This is a genomic window from Pseudomonas sp. 10-1B (genome assembly GCF_000935045.1).
Lineage (GTDB): Bacteria > Pseudomonadota > Gammaproteobacteria > Pseudomonadales > Pseudomonadaceae > Aquipseudomonas.
Genome location: NZ_JYKS01000019.1, coordinates 1 through 21,865, shown reverse-complemented (window position 1 = coordinate 21,865; position 21,865 = coordinate 1). Strand labels below are relative to the sequence as shown.

At 64.0% G+C, this 21,865-nt stretch carries 18 protein-coding genes, 2 pseudogenes and 1 riboswitch; of the genes and pseudogenes, 7 read left to right on the top strand and 13 right to left on the bottom strand.

Annotated elements, in window-relative coordinates; translation table 11 throughout:
* Positions 1–6: 6 nt before the first annotated feature.
* From mexE to gspG, 3 genes are all read right to left on the bottom strand, one after another.
* A complete protein-coding gene (gene mexE / locus TZ03_RS12410) occupies positions 7–1,248 on the bottom strand; it encodes a multidrug efflux RND transporter periplasmic adaptor subunit MexE (RefSeq protein ID WP_051097900.1) in 1,242 nt (413 codons plus the stop codon).
* Between the two features lie 524 nt (positions 1,249–1,772).
* Positions 1,773–2,963, bottom strand: a complete 1,191-nt coding sequence (locus TZ03_RS12405) for a type II secretion system F family protein (protein WP_051097899.1) — start codon at positions 2,961–2,963, stop codon at positions 1,773–1,775.
* Between the two features lie 11 nt (positions 2,964–2,974).
* The gene (gene gspG / locus TZ03_RS12400) at positions 2,975–3,400 is read right to left on the bottom strand and encodes a type II secretion system major pseudopilin GspG (RefSeq protein ID WP_051097898.1); all 426 of its coding nucleotides are present in this window, start codon (positions 3,398–3,400) and stop codon (positions 2,975–2,977) included.
* A gap of 185 nt (positions 3,401–3,585) precedes the next feature.
* Here gspG and TZ03_RS12395 point away from each other — a divergent pair, with 185 nt between their 5' ends.
* The 4 genes from TZ03_RS12395 to TZ03_RS12380 all read left to right on the top strand — a co-directional run bounded on the left by TZ03_RS12395 (position 3,586) and on the right by TZ03_RS12380 (position 9,048).
* Positions 3,586–4,179, top strand: coding sequence for a lytic transglycosylase domain-containing protein (locus TZ03_RS12395; RefSeq protein WP_051097897.1), 594 nt, complete (start codon positions 3,586–3,588; stop codon positions 4,177–4,179).
* Positions 4,180–4,403: 224 nt separating this feature from the next.
* Positions 4,404–5,861: a sensor histidine kinase gene (locus tag TZ03_RS12390; RefSeq protein WP_051097896.1), complete on the top strand. Its 1,458-nt coding sequence runs from the start codon at positions 4,404–4,406 to the stop codon at positions 5,859–5,861.
* Positions 5,862–6,158: 297 nt separating this feature from the next.
* Positions 6,159–7,652, top strand: a complete 1,494-nt coding sequence (locus TZ03_RS12385) for a sensor histidine kinase (RefSeq protein WP_051097895.1) — start codon at positions 6,159–6,161, stop codon at positions 7,650–7,652.
* Positions 7,621–9,048, top strand: a complete 1,428-nt coding sequence (locus tag TZ03_RS12380) for a sigma-54-dependent transcriptional regulator (RefSeq protein ID WP_051097894.1) — start codon at positions 7,621–7,623, stop codon at positions 9,046–9,048. The genes TZ03_RS12385 and TZ03_RS12380 overlap by 32 nt, the downstream gene beginning before the upstream one ends.
* 240 nt (positions 9,049–9,288) lie before the next feature.
* On the opposite strand, the pseudogene TZ03_RS12375 reads toward TZ03_RS12380, so the two are convergent.
* From TZ03_RS12375 to TZ03_RS12360, 4 genes and pseudogenes are all read right to left on the bottom strand, one after another.
* A pseudogene (locus TZ03_RS12375) lies at positions 9,289–9,558 on the bottom strand (hypothetical protein); the annotation flags it as partial.
* A 222-nt stretch (positions 9,559–9,780) separates the two neighbouring features.
* A complete protein-coding gene (locus TZ03_RS12370) occupies positions 9,781–10,083 on the bottom strand; it encodes a hypothetical protein (protein WP_051097892.1) in 303 nt (100 codons plus the stop codon).
* A gap of 84 nt (positions 10,084–10,167) precedes the next feature.
* Complete coding sequence (locus TZ03_RS12365; RefSeq protein ID WP_051097891.1) at positions 10,168–11,520, bottom strand: GntP family permease; 1,353 nt, start codon at positions 11,518–11,520, stop codon at positions 10,168–10,170.
* A gap of 112 nt (positions 11,521–11,632) precedes the next feature.
* Complete coding sequence (locus tag TZ03_RS12360) at positions 11,633–12,172, bottom strand: gluconokinase (protein WP_051097890.1); 540 nt, start codon at positions 12,170–12,172, stop codon at positions 11,633–11,635.
* Between the two features lie 207 nt (positions 12,173–12,379).
* Here TZ03_RS12360 and TZ03_RS12355 point away from each other — a divergent pair, with 207 nt between their 5' ends.
* From TZ03_RS12355 to TZ03_RS31980, 3 genes and pseudogenes are all read left to right on the top strand, one after another.
* Positions 12,380–13,399 carry a LacI family DNA-binding transcriptional regulator gene (locus tag TZ03_RS12355; RefSeq protein ID WP_051097889.1) on the top strand — a complete coding sequence of 340 codons (1,020 nt, stop codon included), beginning with the start codon at positions 12,380–12,382 and terminating at the stop codon, positions 13,397–13,399.
* A gap of 100 nt (positions 13,400–13,499) precedes the next feature.
* Positions 13,500–14,318, top strand: a pseudogene (locus TZ03_RS31985) (PAS domain-containing protein); the annotation flags it as partial.
* A 78-nt stretch (positions 14,319–14,396) separates the two neighbouring features.
* Positions 14,397–14,855, top strand: a complete 459-nt coding sequence (locus tag TZ03_RS31980; protein WP_269082550.1) for a methyl-accepting chemotaxis protein — start codon at positions 14,397–14,399, stop codon at positions 14,853–14,855.
* Here the strand turns inward: TZ03_RS31980 and TZ03_RS12345 are convergent.
* The 6 genes from TZ03_RS12345 to TZ03_RS12320 form a co-directional block, all read right to left on the bottom strand.
* Positions 14,830–18,102: a transporter substrate-binding domain-containing protein gene (locus tag TZ03_RS12345; RefSeq protein WP_051097887.1), complete on the bottom strand. Its 3,273-nt coding sequence runs from the start codon at positions 18,100–18,102 to the stop codon at positions 14,830–14,832. The two genes, TZ03_RS31980 and TZ03_RS12345, sit on opposite strands and share 26 nt — an antisense overlap.
* Positions 18,103–18,115: 13 nt before the next feature.
* Complete coding sequence (locus tag TZ03_RS12340; RefSeq protein WP_051097886.1) at positions 18,116–18,730, bottom strand: response regulator transcription factor; 615 nt, start codon at positions 18,728–18,730, stop codon at positions 18,116–18,118.
* A gap of 576 nt (positions 18,731–19,306) precedes the next feature.
* Complete coding sequence (cobM, locus tag TZ03_RS12335; protein ID WP_051097885.1) at positions 19,307–20,059, bottom strand: precorrin-4 C(11)-methyltransferase; 753 nt, start codon at positions 20,057–20,059, stop codon at positions 19,307–19,309.
* A 33-nt stretch (positions 20,060–20,092) separates the two neighbouring features.
* Positions 20,093–20,479 carry a cobalamin biosynthesis protein gene (locus tag TZ03_RS12330; RefSeq protein WP_051097884.1) on the bottom strand — a complete coding sequence of 129 codons (387 nt, stop codon included), beginning with the start codon at positions 20,477–20,479 and terminating at the stop codon, positions 20,093–20,095.
* Positions 20,479–21,165 carry a CbtA family protein gene (locus TZ03_RS12325; RefSeq protein WP_051097883.1) on the bottom strand — a complete coding sequence of 229 codons (687 nt, stop codon included), beginning with the start codon at positions 21,163–21,165 and terminating at the stop codon, positions 20,479–20,481. Before TZ03_RS12325 ends, TZ03_RS12330 begins: the two co-directional genes overlap by 1 nt.
* A 9-nt stretch (positions 21,166–21,174) precedes the next feature.
* Positions 21,175–21,363, bottom strand: a complete 189-nt coding sequence (locus TZ03_RS12320) for a CbtB domain-containing protein (RefSeq protein ID WP_051097882.1) — start codon at positions 21,361–21,363, stop codon at positions 21,175–21,177.
* 92 nt (positions 21,364–21,455) lie between these two features.
* A riboswitch (cobalamin riboswitch) is annotated at positions 21,456–21,679 on the bottom strand.
* Positions 21,680–21,865 lie beyond the last annotated feature (186 nt).

The window sequence follows — 21,865 nt, the reverse complement described above, 5'->3', positions numbered from 1 at the left end:
GGTCCCTTAACCGCGTGGCGCCTGGGCGCTGGCGACTTTCACGTTGTTGCCCGCCACCTTCGGCGCCGGGTTGCTGGCCTCCAGGGCCTGGCGCTGCTGGGCGAGGGCGGCGAGGGTCTGCTCGCTGGCCATCGAGGTTTCTTCCGGGGTCACCGGCGAGCCGGGGCGTACACGCTGCAGGCCCTTGACCACGATACGGTCGTCCTTGCCCAGGCCGCTGCGCACGATGCGCAGGCCTTCCAGCTTGGGCCCCAGCTCCACGGCCCGGTAGGCGGCCTTGTTGTCCTTGTCCATGACCAGCACGAACTTCTTGCCAAGGTCGGTGCCGACGGCTTCGTCGTTGATCAGCACGGCGTCGTACTGGGCGCTGCCGACCAGTTTCAGGCGCGCGTACAGGCCCGGGGTGAACTGGCCGTCGCGGTTGTCGAACACCGCACGGCCGCGGATGGTGCCGGTGCGCGGGTTGACCTGGTTGTCGACGAAATTCATCTGGCCCAGGTGCGGGTTGCCGGTTTCGTTGGTCAGGCCCAGGTACACCGGGGTGCTCTGGCCGCGCTGGCCTTCGCGGGCCAGCTGGGTGTACTTGAGGTACACGCGCTCGTCGGCGTCGAAGTAGGCGTAGACCTTGTCGGTGGAGACCACGCTGGTCAGCGGAGTGACATCGGCAGTGACGATGTTGCCGGCGGTGAACTGGGCACGGCTGGCGCGGCCGCTGATGGGCGCGGTGACGCGGGTGAAACTAAGGTTCAGGCGTGCCAGGTCGAGCTGGGCCTGGATCGCATCGACCCCGGCACGGGCTTCGGCGGCAGCACTGCTGCGCGATTCGGCAAGTTCGGCGGAAATGGCGTTGCTGTCACGCAGGCGTTCGCCACGGCGGGCTTCGTTGGCGCTGCGGATGGCGGTGGCCTTGGCCTGTTGCAGCTGGGCTTCGAGGCGGCGGACTTCAGCTTGGAACGGGCGTGGGTCGATCTGGAACAGCAGGTCGCCTTTCTTGACCTGGGCGCCTTCGGTGAAGGCCACCAGGTCGATCTGGCCGGAGACCCGCGGACGCACTTCGACGGTTTCCGGGGCTTCGAGGCGGCCGGTGAACTCGTCCCATTCGTTGATTGGTTGCTCGATCACCTTGGCCACACTGACCTTGGGCGCGGCGGGCGCTTGCACGGCGTCGGGGGTTCGACCGCAAGCGCTGATCACCACCACTGCCAGGGCAGCGAGGGGGAAGCGCAAGGGTTTGAGTGATTGTTCCATGGAGAACTCCGCCAATGTATTAGTAGTGGGCGGAGTGTGAGTGTGTTGCGCGTGAGGCACGAATCGAACGGGCCGAAGGTTAATATCACGCTGAATGATATGTGCGGATCATTCATTGATGCGCGGCATGGTTGGCTCTGACTCGGGAGCTTGCGGCTGCTTTGCAGCCCATCCCGACACAAGGCCGCTCATAGAGCAGCACCTAACTTATTAGCGGGCCCCTGTGGGAGCGGGTTTACCCGCGAACACCGGCGAAGCCGGTGCCATACTCCGCGTTGCCTGCTTCGCGGGTAAACCCGCTCCCACAGGTACTGCACAGGGCTTGAGGCCTATGCGGTCGAGGTGGGAGCGGGCATGCCCGCGAACACCGGCGCAGCCGGTGCCATCCACCGCGCTGGATTCTTCGCGGGCTCGCCCGCTCCCACAGGCACCGGGGAGGTCTCGGGTACACGTTATACCTGTGGCCGCTGCGCGCAGATCGCCCATTCAACATCTACCTCGCGCGAAAACCTGAACCCGGCGATTCAGTGAATACTCGAGGCCAGTTCGAAGATCGGCATGTACATCAAGATCACGATCAGGCCGATCAGCAGGCCGATGAAGGTCATCAGCAGCGGTTCGAACAATTTGACGAACCATTCCACCCAGCGGCCGATTTCCTGGTCATGGAAGTCGGCGCAGCGTTCCAGCATCTCGCCCAGGTTGCCGGACTGCTCGCCGGCCCGCAGCAGGCGAAGCGATACCGGCGTGACCAGGTGCCCAGCCTCCAGGGCATCGGACAGTGGCAGGCCCTCGGCGACGCGCTGGCTAGCCTGCTCCAGGCCTTGGGCTGCCGCGCTACCGAGCAGGCCGCGGGCCATACCCATGGCCGTGAGGATGGGGATACCGCCTTGCAGCAGGATGCCCAGCGAACGGTAGAAGCGCGCCAGTTCGTACATCATCAGGCGTTGGTGCAGCGCCGGCAGGCGCCGCAACTGGCAGGATGCCCAGTGCCGTACCCGTGGGTGCCGGTGCAGCAGCCACAGGGCCGTGACCCCGCCAACGCAGCCCAGCGCCAGTGGCAACTGTTGGGCATGCAGGAACAGGCCAATCTGCATCAATACCTGTGACAGCCAGGGAAGCTCGTTACCCATGCCCTCGAACACTTGGCTGAAACGCGGCACCACATAGCCGAGCAGGAACAGCACCACGCCGCCGCCCACCAGCAACAGCAGCAACGGGTAGACCGATGCGCCCACCAGCTTCTGCCGTACCAGGTCCAGGCGCTGGCGATAGCTGATGTAGCGGGCGAGGGCGTCGCCCAGCGCGCCGGTGCGTTCGCTGGACTGTACCAGCGCCACGTACAGCGGCGGGAACACCCGTGGCTGTTGGCCCAGGGCCTGGGACAGCGAGCGGCCTTCGTAGAGTTGGCGTACCAGCTCGGCCAGCACCTTGCGCGCTGTTGCCGCGGGGGCCTTTTCCGCCAGGCTCTCCAGCGCGTCGATCAGCGGCAGGCCGGCGTTGAGCAGGGTCGACAGTTCCTGGCTGAACAGCACCAGGTCAAAGCCTGCCTCGCGGCGCCAGGCCATGCCGCGCAGGGCAGCGCCGTGGCCACGCAGGCTGAGCACGCGCAGGCCCTGCTCTTCGGCTTGGCGGCGAGCCTGGTCGGCGTCCTCGGCGTCGATCTGCAACTGCACCACCCCTTGTCTGCCCAGGGCCTTGAGGCTGTAGCGCATGGCCGCTCTCCTTACTGCCAACTGGTGATTTCGGCGTTTTCCCCGTCACCACCGGGCTGGCCGTCCTTGCCCAGCGACAGCAGGTCGTATTCACCGCCATTCTCGCCGGGTTGCCGGTAGATGTACGGCCGGCCCCATGGGTCTTGCGGCACGGCCTTCTGCAGGTACGGGCCGCTCCAGCGCGGTTCGCCGCTGGGGGCGACCACCAGGGCCTGCAAGCCTTGCTCACCGTTGGGGTAGTGGCCGACTTCCAGGCGGTACAGGTCCAGCGCCTTGCTCAGCCCTTCTATCTGCGCCCGCGCCACTTTGGCCTCGGAGCGGCCGAGCTGGCTGAAGTACTTGGGCGCGACGATGCCGGCCAACAGGCCGAGCACCACCAGGACCACCAGGAGTTCGAGCAGGGTGAAGCCACGTTGGGGGGTGGATCTGCGCTGCATGGTGAAGCCCTCCGCTGCATGGGGACAAGCTTTTCCAGGCACCATGCAACAGCCGTGCACGTCTGCCTCGGGGCCTTGCGCCATGCGGGGCAGGAAGCGGCACAGTGCTTGCGTCGTGGTGTTCAACCTCGGGTTTTCCGGGGCTTTTCCCCCACATCGGGGGCCACGACGAAGAGGCGACCGACATGCGTGGACTCATCCTCGGATTGATCTGGCTGGCGGCAGGTGCAGCCCAGGCCGATGTGTACATCTCCATCGATGCCAAGGGTGGCTACGTATTGAGCAACGTCCATCGCCCCGGGCGCCACTATGAAAAAGTGATCAGCGAGCCGCTGGCCCAGGCCGGCCCGGCCAACGCGCAGATGATCACTGGCCGCCCCTACGCCGAGCTGGTCGCCGCCGCAGCGCAGGCCCACAACGTACCCCCGGCCTTGTTGCATGCACTGATCAAGGCCGAATCCGGCTACAACCCCAAGGCCCGTTCGCCAGCAGGTGCGGTGGGGCTGATGCAACTGATGCCGGATACCGCTCGCGAGATGGGCGTGGAAAACCGCCTGGACCCGGAAGACAACGTGCAGGGCGGGGCACGTTACCTCAAGCGCATGCTCAACCTGTTCGACAACGACATCACCCTGGCTGTGGCAGCCTACAATGCCGGCCCGGATGCCGTGCTGCGCCGCGGCACGGTGCCGCCGTTCGCCGAGACCCGGCGCTATGTGCCGGCAGTGCTGCAGGAGTACCGCAAGTTGCAGGGGCTGGCGGCTGATTCGCCTTTCTAGAACCGTCTTTGAGCTCATACGATCCCTGTGGGAGCGGGTTTACCCGCGAACACCGGCGGAGCCGGTGCCATGCACCGCGTTGGTTTCTTCGCGGGTAAACCCGCTCCCACAGGGACCGTGTAAAGTCTATGAATTACCCTTCGGCGGATGCCATCAATTTAATACTATGGTTTCCCCAACTCTGGGCTATAACCTTCTGAAGGTGCCCAGATGTGGAGTCCGCCATGGACATCGCCCCTCGTTCCGACGCAATTGAAGTGCCTGCCGGTAACGAGCTGGTTGCGCCACGCAAGCCGTTCAACCTGCTGCGTTGGTACGCCTGGGTCAGCCTGGCCATCATCCTCTCCGTGGCCGTCGGGCTGGGGCTTATTTCCAGCCGTTTCATCATTGACGAAAGCGTCGAGCGCGATGCCTTGCTCACCGCGCAGTTCATCACCTCCATCGCCGACGCCGAAGTGCGCCATGTGTCGATCCCCAATGTGCGTACCATGGGCGAGCTGCTCGACCCACGCACCGACCGCAGCAACTTGCCAGACGTTGACCCGGATGCCCGGCGCAAGGCCCGTGGCGAGTTCCTCGACCATATTTCGCACCTGCCCGACATGCTGCTGGCCAATATCTACGCTCCGGACCGCACGGTGATCTGGTCCAGCAACCCGGCGTTGATCGGCAAGCTGATCGAAGGGGACGACGACCTGGACCGGGCGTTCGAGTACAAGATGCGGGTCTCGGCCAGCTACCACAGCTTCGAACAGGCGCGTTCCGAGCAGAAATTCGTCACCCCGCCCGAGCAGTTGTTCATAGAAAACTACATTCCGCTGTTCGATGCCGAAGGTGAGCACGTCACGGCGATGGTCGAGATCTACAAAGAGCCCCACGACCTGATCGTGCGCATCGAGCATGGCCTGCTGCTGATCTGGCTGGCGATCACCGTCGGGGCCGGGCTGGTCTACGTGGGGCTGTACGGCATCATGCACCGTGCGGCGAGGCTGCTGGCGGTGCAGCAGAAGCGGCTGATCAACAACGAAACCTACGTGGCGCTGGGCGAGGTTTCCTCGGCGGTTGCCCACAGCCTGCGCAACCCACTGGCCAGCATCCGCTCCAGTGCCGAGCTGGCCCAGGCGTTCGACGAAGGCCCGGCGCAGCGCAATGTCAACGACATCATCAGCCAGGTCGACCGCATGTCGCAGTGGATTCGCCAGCTGTTGCAGTCACTGCGCCCGCTCAACGATGAGGCAGCGGCGGTGGACTTGCCGCTGGCGCTGCAGGAAAGCCTACAAACCTTCGGCGTACCGCTGGCGCGTGGCGGGGTGAGCCTGGACCTGCGACCGTTACCGGCAGTGCAGGTATGGGGGCACCCGGCGTTACTGCGGCAGATTTTCAGCAGCTTGGTCGCCAATGCCTTGGAATCGATGGAGCAAGGTGGGCGGCTGCGCGTCGAGGTGGTGCGCCAGGACAGGCGCAGCCTGACCTTGTGCCTGTCCGACAATGGCAAGGGCATGAACGAAGCACAGCAGCGCATGGCCTTCAGGCCCTTTTTCACCACCAAGCAGGGTGGGCTGGGCGTGGGGCTGGTGCTGGTGAAGCGCATCATGGAGCGTTACGGCGGCACGGTCCGGCTCAGTAGCAGTGAAGGCCATGGCACCCGTGTGACGCTGATTTTTCGCTTGGCGAAAACTTGATGGTCGGCGTTAAAAAGATTTTGTATCTATTTGAATATAAAGAATTTTCTTGTTTATGGGTAAAAGTTACCCAAATGTGGGGGCTTATCCTCCAGTTTTTCTTAATAAAATATTGTAAGTTACTGAAAAATAACATTTTAATTTTTTATTGTTGGCTGGCTGAGTTCTTGCAGTGTGTGATGTGCGGCAACACGCGACAAATGGCAGCTGCGGCTGCACAGGTGGGATGCTATCAATTGGCTACTGTGCAAAGCCCTGATGCATTTCTGAACGGACGCCTTGGGCGGGAACCACGCGATGCAGATGCTGGAAAACGAAGTTCCCGACAAGGCCAGCATCCCCCCCGGTGGTATGGCCGTACCCTTGCGCGAATTCAACCTGCTGCGCTGGTTTTCGGTGGTCAGCCTGCTGATCATCGCCTCGGTGGCGGGCGGGCTGGGGTACGTATCGACGCGTTTCGTGGTGCGCGATAGCGTCGAGCGCGATGCCATGCTCACTGCCCAGTTCATCCAGGCCATGGCCCAGGCCGAGGTCCGCCATTCGCAGCTGCCGCCGGGCACCACCATGGGGGAATTGCTTGACCCACGGCTGGACCAGCAGCACCTGCAGGTCTCCGCGCAGCTGAGCGAGTCGACCCGGGTCGAGTTCCTTGACCATGTCGAGCACCTGCCCGATACCTTGCTGGCCAACGTCTATGCCCGCGACCGTACCATCGTCTGGTCGACCAACCCGGAGCTGATCGGCAAGCGCATCGAGGCCGATGGTGACCTCGATCGCGCCTTCCGTTCGCGCAAGGCGGTGTCGGCCAGCTACCACAAGGCCGAAGATGACCGCGAAGAGCAGAAGTTCCTGCGTGAACCCAACTACCTGTTCATCGAGAACTACATCCCCCTGTTCGACAGCCAGGGCGAGCAAGTGCTGGCGATGGTGGAAGTCTACAAGGAACCACAGGACCTGGTCCGGCGCATCCAGCGGGGTTATGTGCTGATCTGGGCCTCGACCCTGGTGGGCGGCGCGCTGATCTACTTCGGCCTGTTCTGGATCGTGCGCCGTGCGGCGCAGATGCTGCACCTGCAGCAGGATCGGCTGGTGGCCAGCGAAACCTACGTGGCGCTGGGCGAGATGTCGTCTGCCGTGGCCCACAGCTTGCGCAACCCGTTGGCCAACATCCGCTCCAGCGCCGAATTGGCCGAGGAAATCGCCAACCCCGCAGCGCAGAAGAATATTACCGACATCATCAGCCAAGTGGACCGCATGTCACGCTGGGTGCGCGACTTGCTGGTGTCACTGCGCCCGGCCAGCGACGAAGCCGAGGCGGTGGACCTGGTAGCGGCCATCGAGGACACCCACCTGGCCTTCGCCCAGCAGATCGAGCGCAACGGTGTGCGCTTCTGCTACGAAGGCCCCAACCTGCAGTGGGTGGCCAGCCAGCCGCTGCAGCTCACGCAGATTCTCAACAGCCTGTTTTCCAATGCCCTGGAAGCCATGCCGGCAGGCGGCACGCTGCGCGCCCAGGTCAGCGTAAAGGACAGCCAGCGTGCCGAACTGCTGCTGAGCGACACTGGCAAGGGCATGAGCCAACAGCAGGAGCGGATGGTGTTCAAGCCGTTCTACACCACCAAGCAGGGCGGTCTCGGCGTAGGCCTGGCCCTGGTCAAACGCATCATGGAACGCTTTGGCGGCTCGGTCAGCCTGAGCAGCCGGGAAGAGGAAGGAACCCGCGTCAGCCTTACATTCAATATCGCAGCGGGAGGGGACCATGGAGCACAGCATCCTGGTAGTCGAGGATGATGAAATCCTTGCCGACAACATTCGCACCTACCTCAGCCTCAAGGGCTTCGAGGTCACCGTGTGTCATAACGCAGAGCTGGCGCTGGAGCAGGTCAAGCGGGCCCGCCCCGACGCGGTGCTGACCGACAACTCACTGCCGGGCATGAGCGGGCACGACCTGTTGCGCACCTTGGTGGCACAGGAGCCGGACCTGAAAGTGATCATGATGACCGGCTACGGCAATGTCGAAGATGCCGTACAGGCAATGAAGGAGGGCGCCTTCCATTACCTGACCAAGCCGGTGGTGCTGGCCGAGCTCAAGCTGACCTTGGACAAGGCCCTGGCTGCCGATCGCATGGAGCGCACACTGTCGTTCTACCAGGAGCGCGAGGCGCAGAAGTCCGGGTTGCAGGCATTGATCGGTGAGTCGCCGGCAATGCTCACCCTCAAGCACACCCTGCGCCAGATACTGGATGCCGAGCGACGCATGGCCAGCGACGACCTGCCACCGGTGCTGATCGAGGGCGAGACCGGTACTGGCAAGGAGCTGGTAGCCCGTGCCCTGCATTTCGACGGCTCGCGCAGCAAGGGGCCGTTCATCGAGTTCAACTGCGCCTCGATCCCTGCCAACCTGCTGGAGGCCGAGCTGTTCGGCCACGAGAAGGGCGCGTTCACCGATGCCAAGGAGCGCCGCGTGGGCCTGGTCGAGGCCGCTGATGGCGGCACACTGTTCCTCGATGAGATCGGCGAGATGGACCTTGTGCTGCAGGCCAAGTTGCTCAAGCTGCTGGAGGATCGCAGCATCCGCCGGATTGGCGCGGTGAAGGAGCGCAAGGTCGACCTGCGGGTGATCAGCGCCACCAACTGCAACCTGGAGCAGATGGTGCAGCAGGGCAAGTTCCGCCGCGACCTGTTCTTCCGCCTGCGCATCATTGCCCTGAAGGTGCCGCGGCTGTATGCGCGCGGGCAGGACGTGCTACTGCTGGCGCGCCATTTCCTGACCCACCATGGCCGGCGTTATGGCAAGCCGAACTTGCGGTTTTCCGCCGAGGCTGAAAGCTTGATGCTCAGCTACAGCTGGCCAGGCAATGTGCGCGAACTGCGCAACATGCTGGAGCAGACCGTGTTGCTGGCGCCGAACGAGGTGGTGCAGGCGCACCAGTTGAACCTGTGCATGACCCTGATCGATGAGCCATTGGTACAGTCGCATGCGCCGGCGATGTTCGAAGTGCCACGGCATGAGCCGGAGCCGGGCACCAGCCTGCCGGACATGGAGCGTGACCTGGTGTGCAAGACCCTGGACCGCACCGACTGGAATGTGACCAAGTCGGCGCGGATGCTTGGCTTGTCGCGGGACATGCTGCGCTACCGGATCGAGAAGCTGGGGTTGACCCGGCCAGACAAGCGCCAGTGGTGACTGTGGTTTTGTCAGGTACTTGTAGGAGCAAATGTCTTGTATTGCCTGGACTGGCCTCATCGCCGGCAAGCCACCACAGGTTCACCACAGGCTTTGAGCCTTGCGCTGTACCTGTGGGAGCGGCCTTGTGTCGCGATAGGGCCGCAAAGCGGCCCCGGCATTCTTTGCGGCGAAGCTGAGAATCTGGGGCTGCTGCGCAGCCCTTTCGCGACGCAAGGCCGCTCCCACAAGGATCCGCGTTCAGGCCGTTTCGGGATAGCTGTACTCGAACACCCGAACCACTTCGGAGGCATGCCACGACGCCGCCTCCATGCCATCGACCGGCCCGGAAAAGCGCCTCAGGCGCTCTACGCACTCGAAAAAGCCGGTACGCGGCAAACGGCTGGCGCCCTGGCTGATCACCAGCGAGCTGCGCAATGGCTGCTCGGCCCGGGCAGCCAGCACCGCTAGGTACTCCAGCGCGGCGGTGAGCGTCTGCATGGCCGGGCTGGGCAATTGCAAGCGCTCGGTCTCACAGGCGCTGAAGATGCCGTGGCGAGCACCTGGCAACCCTGATGCCATTGCCAGAAACCATAGAATCTCCCACAGGTACTGCACAGGGCTTGAGGCCTATGCCGTCGAGGTGGGAGCAACTGTCTTGCTCAAAATTTGATAAGTCTGCGCAGATCCCTGTGGGAGCTGGCTTGCCGGCGATGAGGCCAGTCCAGGCAATACAAGACAGTTGCTCTCACATCAGGGGTTACCGGTGCTCGTGCCGCTATCGCCTTGCCGCCCGCTCCCCTCCGAGCCACTGCCATCCATCCCCGGCAGATCGCGACCATCATTCTGCCGCGCCGGCGGGCTTTCCGGGTCGTTGCCTTGTATCCGCGGGTCGGTATCCCGTGGCATGGGCTTTTCGATCGGGTTGAGGGTGCTGTCCACGCCCGGCGTGGGCGCCGGGTTGTGCGGGTCGTCAGGGTAGGTAGGCCCCGTACCGACCGCAACGGCCAGTGGCGAGGCGAGCAGGGCAATCAACAGGATGCTTGAGCGGGTCATGGCAGGCTCCTTTGCTTCGGGTAGGGCTCATACTTCCCTTCGGCCCTACCCGAAACGTCAAGGTGCCATTACCCCGATCAACGGTCACACCACCAGCGACAGCAACATGATGAAGATGATGCCGACCACCGAGAGGATGGTCTCCATCATGCTCCAGGTCTTGAAGGTTTCTGCCACGGTCATGTTGAAGTACTGTTTCACCAGCCAGAAGCCGGCGTCGTTCACATGCGACAGGATCAGCGAGCCGGCACCGGTGGCCAGCACCAGCAGCTCGCGATTCACCCCCGGTACCAGGTCGATCACCGGTGCGACGATGCCCGCGCCGGTAATGGTGGCGACCGTGGCGGAGCCGGTGGCGATGCGGATCACCGCCGCCACCAGCCAGGCCAGCAGGATCGGTGAAATCTCTGCCTGCACGGCCATCTGCCCGATCACGTTGCCCACGCCGGTGTCCACCAGCATCTGCTTGAAGCCCCCGCCGGCACCGACGATCAATACGATGGCGGCGGTCGGTGCCAGGCTCTGGTCGAGCATCTTCATGATCTGCTGGCGGTTGAAGCCACGGGCCGAGCCGAAGGTGTAGAAGGCCAGCAGGAGGGCGGCGAGCAGGGCGGTGATGGGGTGGCCGATCAGGTCCATCCACTGGCGCACGATGTGTTCGGCAGGCAGTACCACGTCGGCGAAGGTCTTCAGCAGCATCAGCACCACCGGCAGCAGCACGGTGACCAGGGTGATGGTGAAGCTCGGCAGGTTGCCCTGGTCGGACTCCTTGGCGATCTGGTCCATCAGTTCCTGGGACGGGTTGCCCGGGATGTAGCGAGAAATGAAGTTACCGAACAGCGGCCCGGCGATGATCGCGGTGGGCAGCGCTACGATCAGGCCATAGAAGATGGTCTTGCCGATGTCGGCATGGAAGATGCCGATCGCCAGCAACGGGCCCGGGTGCGGGGGAACCAGGCCGTGTACCACCGACAGGCCCGCCAGCAGCGGAATGCCGATCTTGATCAACGACACCCCAGAGCGTCGGGCGACGATGAACACCAACGGAATCAGCAGCACGAAGCCGATTTCGAAAAACAGCGGGATGCCCACCAGGAAGGCGGCGAACATCATGGCCCAATGCACGTTCTTCTTGCCGAAGGCGCGAATGAGGGTTTGTGCGATCTGGTCGGCACCGCCGGAGTCGGCCATCAGCTTGCCGAGCATGGTGCCCAGGGCGAGCACGATGCCGACGAAGCCCAGCACGCCGCCGAAACCGTCCTGGAACGATTTCATGACCTTGGCCACCGGCATGCCGGAGGTCAGCCCGAGGAAGCCGGCCGCGAGGGTGAGGGCGACGAAGGGGTGGACTTTGAAGTGGGTGATCAGCAGGATCAGCCCGACGATGGTAACCAGCGCATCGAGCAGTAGGAAGGTATCAGTAGCCAGTCCGAACATGGTTTTAAGGCCTCGGTCTTATCGTTGTTTTGGGCGTAGCTTGTTTGCAACTTTGCCCGCGTTGGCGGGTCGAGGTAGCGCTGTCTTTGGTGAGACGGAAAAGCCGCCGGGTTCAGGCGGTTTGCGCCAGGCCCCGCTCACCGCAGCGCTTTAGCCAGTTGTCCACCGCTTCGGCAAGTGCCTCGATAGGCAGGGTGGCGTCAAGCGGCAGGGTCAGTGGCTCGCCGTGTGGCGGCTCGAGGGCAGCGAACTGGCTGTCGATGAGGCTTGCTGGCATGAAATGCCCGGGGCGGGCCAGCACGCGCTTTTCGGCCTCGGCGGGCGACAGTTCGAGGAACACGAATACCAGCCCGGGCATGGCATCGCGCAGGGTGTCGCGATAGCGGCGCTTGAGTGCCGAGCAGGTCAGGATCGGGCGTTCTCCAGCCTGGGTCGAGGCTTGCAGCTCCTGGCCCAGGCGCACCAGCCAGCCGGCACGGTCGCTGTCGTCCAGGGGGATGCCAGCGCTCATCTTGCGGATGTTTTCGGCAGGGTGGAAAGCGTCGCCTTCGATCAGGCGGCCGCCACTCTTGGCGGCAATGGCGGCGCCGATGCAGCTTTTGCCGCAACCGGCCACGCCCATCACCACAATGGCGGACAGGGGAGAATTCATCAGTACCTCCTGCGGGGTGAGATAGCGCTGTCTCGTCGCCGACGAACAGCCACCTCCCCGGTGTTATTGGTCTTGTCCTTACGCAGTATGGACGCCTGGCAGCGAGCGTGTGATGGCCGCTACCAAAGATTACATTGCCTGCGTCCTGAGACAGCGCTACCTTAGTGGCCGTTCCCCATCCTTGCAAGTAGTAAAATTACAACATCCATGTCCCGCATCGGCTCCCGCACTACAGGTCGTCCCACCCTGGCAGAAGTTGCCAGGCTCTCCGGGGTTTCCCCGATTACCGCCTCGCGCGCCCTGCGTGGGGTCAGTACGGTTGCGCCGGAGCTGGTGGAAAGGGTCGTCGCTGCGGCAGCGAGCCTCGGCTATGTGGCCAACCCGGCGGCCCGGGCGCTGGCCTCGGCACGCAGCCAGTCGGTGGTGGTGCTGATCCCTTCGCTGTCCAACCAGCTGTTCATCGACACCCTGGAGGCCATTCACGAGGTCATGCGCCCGCGTGGCCTCGAGGTGCTGATCGGCAACTATCACTACGATATTGCCGAAGAAGAGAACTTGATCCGCAATTACCTGGCTTACCAGCCCTGCGGCATGCTTTTGACCGGTTTCGAGCGCAGCGAGGCTTCGCGGCAAATGCTGGCCGCCAGTGGCGTGCCCTGCGTGCACATGATGGAACTCAATGGCGAGGCCGGGGCGTTGTCAGTCGGCTTTTCGCAGCAGCAGGCAGGGCGCGCTGCTGCCAGGCATTTGATCGAGCGTGGGCGCAAGCGCCTGGCGTTCATTGCCGCGCAGCTCGACCCGCGGGTGATGCAGCGTGCCGAAGGGTTCCGTCAGGCGTTGGCCGAGGCCGGTTTGCAAGCCGCCGAGCTGGAGGTGTTGGCGCCGGAGCCTTCTTCCATTGCCCTGGGCAGCGCGCTGTTCAGCCAGCTGTTGCAGCAGGCGCCGGATGTCGACGGCATCTTCTTCTGCAACGACGACCTGGCCCAGGGTGCGGTGCTGCAGGCTTTGCGCCAGGGGGTGGAGGTGCCACGGCAGGTGGCGATGGTCGGTTTCAACGACCTGCCGGCTTCGGCGCACATGGTGCCGCGGCTGACTTCGATTCGCACGCCCAGGGCCGCCGTTGGCCGGGGAGCGGCGCAGGCACTGCTGGCATTGCTCGATGGCAAGCGGGTGCCGACCGCGCAGCAGGACCTGGGCTTCGAGTTGATGGTGCGGGAGAGTTCCTGAGTACGCCTTGAATGATGTTGTGGTTTTGAGATCGAGCGCCGCCCGCGCGGCGCTCGATTTCTCAGGCGCTACAAAAACCACGACTTGCATCTAGCGATCTATGCTCAGGACACCGCGCATACAGGAGCCCGGCGTCATGTTCGATTTCCACCGCAAGTCCGATCTGGTCGAAATCCAGCGCAGCCACGAGGCGTTGGCCCGCGCACAAGCCAAACTGGCAGCAATCAGCCATTCGATGGCAATGATCGAATTCGCCCCCGATGGCACCATTCTCGATGCCAACGAGCGCTTCTGCCAGGCCATGGGTTACAGCGCCGACGAACTGCGGGGCAAGCATCACCGGCTGTTCTGCGAGCCTGGCTATGCGAAAAGCGCCGAATACCAACAACTGTGGCATGAACTGGGGCAGGGCAAGGCCATCAGCGGTACCTTCGAGCGTATCGACAAAGTCGGCCGTGAGGTCTGGCTCGAAGCCAGCTACATGCCAGTACTGGATGAGCAGCGCCAGGTCAGCAGCGTGATCAAAGTGGCGTCCGATATCAGCCAGCGGGTAGTGCTGGAACATGAGAGCGAAAGCTTGCTCAAGGCCATCAGCCGCTCCATGGCGGTGATCGAGTTCACCCCGCAAGGCCGGGTGATCACGGCTAACCAGAACTTCCTCGACACCATGGGCTATCGCCTGGATGAGGTGGTTGGCCACCACCACGGGCTGTTCTGCTTGCCGCATGAGCGCGAGTCGGCCGAATACCGCGAGTTCTGGGCATCGCTCAACCGCGGTGAATACCACTCGCACCGCTTCGAGCGCATCGACAAGCAGGGCCAGATGGTCTACCTGGAGGCCTCCTACAACCCGATCTTCGATAGCAAGGGCCGCTTGTACAAGGTCGTGAAGTTCGCCAGCGACATCACCCGCCAGGTCTGCACCCAGCAAAGCGCCGCCGATGCTGCCCATGCCAGCTCCGTACAGACCGACGCGTGCGCGCGCAAGGGTACCGAGGTGGTGCAGCAGGCGGTGCAGGTAATCGAGCAGATCTCCGCGGAACTCAATGATGCCGCACGCAGCATCGATGCCGTGAGCAAGCAGTCGGACGTGATCGGGCAGATTGTCCTGACCATCCGTGGCATCGCCGACCAGACCAACCTGCTGGCCTTGAACGCGGCCATCGAGGCGGCTCGCGCCGGCGAGCACGGGCGCGGTTTTGCCGTGGTGGCTGATGAGGTGCGCAACCTGGCGGCGCGGACCAGCAAGGCAACCTTGGAAATCGTCGACGTAGTGCGGCAGAACCACGACCTGTCGCTGCTGGCCGTGGCCAGCATGCAGTCGAGCTTGAACCGTACCGGTCATGGTGTTGCGCTGGCCAACGAGGCCGGCACGGTCATCATGGAGATTCAACAGGGTTCACGGCATGTGGTGGATGCCATCAGCCAGATCAGTTCGACGTTGCAATTGCATTGAGCGCATCGCCCAGCTCTTGTAGCAGGGTCTGCAGGCTGGCTTGCAGCTGCAGGCGCAAGTCAGCTGTTGGCAAGCCTTGGCCTTGGGCCTGCTCGATGGCTTCGCAGTCCTTGACCACCGTACGCACCTTGAGCATCTTTGCCCCACCCTTGATGCGGTGAGCCAGGGCGCGCACGGCATCGCAGGGGGCGTCCGGGGCGAGTGCGCGCAAGCTGGCCAGGTCTTCGCTGACGCTTTGTGACAGCTGTTCGAGCAAATGCCGCGTCAGTTGTTCGTCATCCTGGGTCAGGTGGCGCAGTTCGCCCAGGTTGAAGCCGCTGCTGCGCAGCGCCGGGGGCTGTTGCCGGGAGTGCGCCTGGGGCAGGTGGGTCTTGAGCATGCGCAGGCCAATTGGCTTGAACAGGCATTCGTCCATGCCGCTGGCCAGGCAGCGTGTACGTTCTTCGGCCTGCGCATTGGCGGTTACGCCAAGGATCCGGCACGCCGCCAGTGCGCGTTCGCCTTCCAGGCTGCGGATCCGGCGTGTCAGTTCGTGGCCGTCCATGACCGGCATGCTGCAGTCGGTGATCACCAGGTCGAAGCGTGCTGCCTGCCAGTGTGCCAGGGCGATTTCGCCGTTCTCCGCCAAGGTCACGCGGTGCCCCAGGGTGTGGAGTTGGCGCTCCAGTAACAGCAGGTTGGCGGGGTAGTCGTCGACCACCAGGATGTTCAGCGGGCCACTGCTGTTTTCAGCCACCGAGGGGTGCTGTTCGGCTTGCTCCGGTGCTGCGCAGGCGGGCAGTTGCAGGTTGACTTGCACCTTGGTGCCGACGCCTTCGACACTCTGCAGGCACAAGGTGCCGCCCATCAATTCGGCCAGGGTGCGGCTGATGACCAGCCCCAGGCCTGCCCCTTGGCGGGCCCGAGGGCCTTCGGCCTGGACGAAGGCATTGAACAGCCGGGCCTGGTCGGAGGGGCTGATGCCGATGCCGCTGTCGCGCACGCTCAATTCCACTGGCAGGCCACTGTGCTCGGCGGCCGGGGGCAGCAGCAAGCTGGCGTGGACTTCGCCGCGGTCGGTGAACTTGATGGCGTTGCTGATCAGGTTGGACAGGATCTGCTTGAGCCGCAGCGGATCAGCCAGCACCCAGACCGGCGCCGTGGGCAGCTCGCTGTGCAAATGCAGGCCTTTGGCTCGGGCATTGCCTTCGAACACCCGCACTGTGGCGCGTACCAACTCGACCAGGTTGGTGGGTACCGGTTGCAGGGTGATGTGCCCGGATTCGATACGGGAGATATCGAGGATATCGCCAATCAGCTCAAGCAGGCCGATGGCCGAGTCATGGGCGGTCTGCAAGGTCTGGGTGTCGCAACGGCCGCTGCGGCTGTCTTCCAGGGCCAGTTCCAGCAGGCCGATCACGGCATTCATGGGGGTACGGATTTCATGGCTCATGGTGGCCAGGAAGGTGCTTTTGGTCTGGCTGGCCTGTTCGGCGTCGTCCTTGGCCTGGCGCAACTGCTCGAGCAGGCCGCGGCTCAGCGTCAGTTGGGCCTGCAGGGCATGCTGGGCCTCGGTGCGCTGGTTGATCAGTTTGCGCAGGTAGCTGTTCCAGAACACCACGCCGGCCAGCAGCAAGGCCGACAGCACCAGCACCTGCAAGGCCAGGGTGCGGTAATCGCGCCAGGGGCTGTCGCTGACCAGGGTGCTGGTGCGCCAGCGGTTGATCAACTGGTCGAGTTCTTCTGGCGGAATGCTCAGCAGCGCTTTATCGAGAATGGCCTGCAGTTGGGGCTGGTCCGAGGCCACGGCGAAGGCGGCAATGGCCGGGTCATCATCGAGCACGCTGGCGATGCGCAAGCGCTCCTTGAACACATGGCTGATGTAGTAGGCAGCATTGATGTGGCTACTCAGGGCGACGTCGGCAGCACCGTTGGCCACCGCCTCCATCAGCTCGAGCGGGTTGTCCACTTCGACCATCCTGGCCTGCGGGTAACGTTGTTGCAACATTGCCCGCTGCGGCGAGCCGCGGGTCAGGGCGATGCGCTGGCCGTCCAGCGCCATGGCCTGCGCGGGCGATGCCACGTCGCTGCGGGTTACCAGTACCCGTGGGCTGACCAGGTAGGGGCGGGTATAACGCAGTTGCTTCGCGCGGTCCGTGCCATAACCCAGGGCACCTATCATCTGTGCATCACCGCGGACCAGGCGGTCGACCATCGCCTGCGCCGAAGGGCTTTCGACTGGCTTGAAATGCAGCCCCGTGCGCAGCGAAATCTGCTTGAGCAGCTCGAGGGTAATGCCGCTGTGGCGGTGCTGGGTATCGTTGAAGGTCAGCGGTGCCAGCGAGGTATTGACCAGCACGCTGATGGTGGGGTTGGCGGCGATCCAGGCTTCTTCTTCAGCGGTCAAGGCGGTGAGGTGGCGTTGCAGCAGCAGGCTGGTGTTGCCACTGCTCCAGCGGCGCAGAATGTTCAGACGTTCGCTTTCGTTGATGCGGGCCAGCGCTTTGTCTACCAACTGGTGTAAGCGCGGGTTGTCATTGGCCAGGGCAAAGGCAAAAGCCCCGGGCGGAACCTGGCAGAAGTGGTCGATTTTCAGCGTGCCCTGGTAACTCTTGCCAATCAGGAAGTCGGTGCTGATGGCATCGCCCAGGTAGGCGTCGGCCTCGCCCAGTTCGACGGCGGCCAACCCGGCCAGGGTCGAGCGGTACAGGCTCAATTGCGCCTTGGGGTAGAGGGCACGTACGGTACTGGCTGGCAGGTAGTGATCGACCATGGCCAGGCGCAGGCCAGCGAGGTCGGGCGCGTTCTTCAAGCTACGTCCCTCGCGGGTGACGATGACCGGCAGGTCGTCGGCATAGGGGGTGCTGAGGCCCAGCTGGGCATCCGCCGCTTCGAAGGCGTTGGAGCTGCCCAGCAGGTCGATATGGCCTTCACGCAAGGCGGCGATGGCTTCGTGGCGGCTGTCGTAGCGCCGTACCTCGATGGCTATGCCAAGTTGTTCAGCGACAATACCTGCATAATCGGCGCTCAGGCCTTCATAATCATGCGGGCTGATATTTATTTCGAACGGCGGGTAGTCGGGCCGCGAACTGCCCAGTACCAGGTGTTGGCGTTGCTGCAGCCATTGCCGGTCTTCGCTGGACAGCTGCAGCGGGGCTGCGGCGCTGACCGAGCGGGCCAGCAACTGGCGCGGTTCGTTGTTGGCCAGCAGCGCGCTGGAGCCGGCCACACCGACGGCCAGGAGGACGCTTGCCAGCAGAAGCTTCATGGCAGTCGAGCGCTCAGTAGACGCTGTTGCGCTTGGCCAGGTCGACCATTTCCACCAACGATTCGGTCTTGAGCTTTTCCATGATGCGGCCTCGGTAGGTGCTGATGGTCTTGGCACTGAGGTTCATGCGAGTGCCGATATTCTTGTTGTTCTCGCCGCGTGCCAGGCGTCGCAGCACTTCCATTTCCCGGTTGGAAAGGCTGGCCAGGCGAACCGGCTCGCTCTCCAGCGAGTTGCTGTTGACCGACATCTGCGGGAAGGTCGAGTAGCCCTTGACCAGGGCTTTCAGGGCGAACAGCAACGCCTCGTGGTCCTCTTCCTTGGTGACGAAGGCGCCGATCCCGGCATCCAGGCAGCGCCGCACGTACAGGTCCGTGGCCTGCCCGGTCAGCACCATGATCTTGGGCACCGGGTCCAGGGATTGCAGGCGTTTGATCACCTCCATGCCATCCAGGCCGGGCAGGCCGATGTCGAGGATCACCACGTCCGGACGCAGTTCGCGGGCCACCTGCGCCACCTCGCTGCCGTTGCCAACTTCGCCGACGACATGAAAGCGCTCGCGCTCGAGCAGTAGGCGCAAGGACAACCGGACGATGGGGTGGTCGTCGACGATCAGCACGGTAGTCATGAGGAAAACTCCAGTCAGGATGTGGTCCGCTTCCTGGATCACTCAGGAATACGTTTGCAAGCGGGTTAATCGGAAGCGCTGCAAGATACGACCAATCCCGAGGTTTGGTAATGCCGAGTATAGAAGTGTTGATAATCCACGTGCTTGTTGTTGAAAAGTCCTACAAAAAAAGGTTCTTCACGCAATGTTGGGAAAGAAAGGTTGCGATTTGCTTGCCGGGAGTAGGGGGAGAAGGCCACCAAGCGTTCGCCACGACATCTTCAGCGCCTGTGAGACCGAGCGCCGCCCGCGCGGCGCTTCGCGGGCAAGCCCGCTCCCACATCTGTTTCGGGCCAGTCACTTCTGTGAAGCCACCGCTGTCCGCCTTGTCTGCCCGACGCGATAACGAGGTGTGCGCTGCCGCCGCACCATCCCTCTCAAGCCATGCACCAAAGGTGCGCGCGCCTCTGTCACAGGCATAATTGGCCCGAAACAGATGTGGGAGCGGGCTTGCCCGCGATGCGCCGCGAGGGCGGCGCTCGGTCTCATAGGCGCTGAAGCTGTCGTGGCGAACACCCACAACGCGGCTGGCAATGCTCAGTCGCCAGGGCGATACAAGTGGGCGTGCTCCGCGCGGTACAAGGCCGAATCGGCGAACGGCGTTTCGCCCAGCACGTGGCCTACCAGAATCAGCGCCGTACGGCGAAAAGCCTTGGCCGCGACACCCTCGACGATATCGCCGAGGGTGCCTCGCACCCAGTCCTGGTCTGGCCAGCTGGCGCGATGCACCACCGCCACAGGGCAGTGCGCGCCGTAGTGCGGCAGCAATTCATCGACGATGCGCGCCAGGTGCTTGACCCCCAGGTGTATCGCCAAGGTGCTGCCATGGCGTGCCAGGTCGCCCAGTTGCTCGCCGGGTGGCATCGGCGAGCTGTTGCCATAGCGGGTGAGGATCACCGTCTGCGCGACCTGTGGCAGGGTCAGTTCGCAGCCGAGCAGGGCGGCGCTGGCCGCCGTGGCGGTGACCCCGGGGATGATCTGGTAATCGATGCCCAGGGCCTGCAAGTGACGAATCTGCTCGCCGATGGCGCCATACAGGCTAGGGTCGCCACTGTGTACCCGGGCCACATCCCGGCCTTGTTCGTGCGCGCTGCGCATGGCGTCGATGATCTGCTCCAGGTGCAGTTCGGCGCTGTTGATCACGGTCTCGGCCTGGTGGCCTTCGAGCACGGCGGCAGGCACCAGGGAGCCGGCATAGATGATCACTGGGCACTGGTGGATCAGCCGCTGGCCCTTGACCGTGATCAGTTCCGGGTCGCCGGGGCCGGCACCGATGAAGTAGACGGTCATGAAAAGTCCTTGCAGAAAAGAGGGGTGAAACGTTCAGCCGGCCAGGGCGAGGGTCGCCGGGCCTAGCACCTGGCGGGTGAGCAGCAGTCTGGCCGTGCCAAGCCGCTGGTTGGCCAGGGCCAGTGCCGCGCTCTCTGCCACACCCCAGCAGCCACTGTGGGCATGGGCCACGGCGGAACGGTGGCTGAGATGGGCTTCGTAGGGCTGCAGCAATGCGACATCGTACAGCACCAGCGGCACACCGAGGCGCTCGGCCAACTGCCGCAAGCCCGGTTCGTCGGCCTTGAGGGCGATGCTGGCGATGCCTTGCAGGTCGGCCGAAGCCAGGCCCCGGCTATCCAGGGCCTGGCGCAGCAGGATGTGCAGGGTGTCCGCCGGGCAACCCCGGCGGCAGCCGAAACCGGCGTAAAAGGCAGGCATCAAGCCTGGCTGGAGCGGCGGAACAGCCAGGCGCTGAGCAGGCCCAGGGCCAGCCAGAAGGCGGCGTTGGTCAGCCATGAGGCTACCTTGAACTGGGTTTCCAGTGCCTCGGGGGCCAGGCTTTCATGCACGTCGGGTTGCGGCGCGCCGATAACATGGGGGACCACCAGCAGCACGGCGCCAAGTGCTTTGAGCAGCCCGTGGCGAGCGAACACCAGCAGGGCCAGGCCCAGGGCGGTGGCGCTGGCTGTGCCGACCCACCAGGCCTGGCGCTGCCCCAGGTCGGCGGCAGCGGTGCCCGGCAGTTCCGGCGGCAGGCCAAGGGTTGGGGCCAGGCAGAACACGGCGAACCCGGCCAGGCCCCACAGCGCGCCGGTACCGGTGCGTTGCGGCTCGCGCAGGCTGTACAGGGCGGCGAGGATCAGGGCGAAGCCGACCGCGACCACCAGGTTGCCGCCGGTGGTGGATAGCACGCGTTGCCAGCCGTCCTCCGGCGACCAGGCTTCGGCGCTGTGTTCATGGGCGGCCACTTCGTCGCCATGCTCGTGGAGTGCGGCTGGGGCCGAGGACTCGTAGGTTTCCGCTTCGAGGATCAGCGGGGCGACCCAGAAGCTTTGCAGCAAGGTCAGCAACAGGGCCGCAAGCAGCCCACTGAAGCCCGCGGTACGGGCAATGCGCGTAATCATCGGGCGTACTCAGTGGCAGGGGAAGGCGGCGCTGTGGCGGGTGTCGTGGGCGGCGTTATGCACCGCCTCGATGTGCGAGAAACCGGCGAAGTACACCAGGCACAGGCCCAGCAGGCTAGCGCCGACGGCAATCACGACACGCTGGCTGAGGGTGACGGGGGTGGTAATGCTGTGTTGCTTGCTGCTGGTGACGGGCATGACGCGTTCCTCTGCTTTTTGTGGGCAATGGGCAAGCGCGGCAGCCCCGGGCGTGGTCGCCCTGGGGAATGCAACAGCGCCCGCCCACCGCGGGGTGTTCATGAACGTCAGGCCGGTCTCCGGGCTTGCGAGGAAGAGCAGTGCTCCTGGAAAGCGTCACCTTCCCATGCCGGACAACCGGGCACAGTGGTACAGACGCTTCGCTCGCTTACCGTTGCGGGGGCAGCATCGGTCTTGTCCGGCCCTGCTGGAGGGCCTGCGACGCACCGATTTCCCGTTTCACCCCCGAGGGGGCACCTGAACGCGAGATATAAGGAGAGCATGGGGCGGGCTTTGCGTCAATTGCCTGCAGGGGGCCGCCATAGTCGTTGCGGCGCCTGTGAGATCGAGCGCCGCCCGTGGGGCGCTTCGCGGATGTCCGCCATTGCATCTTCAGCGTCTGTGAGATCGAGCGCCGCCCGCGCGGCGCTTCGCGGGACAAGCCCGCTCCCACATTTGTTGC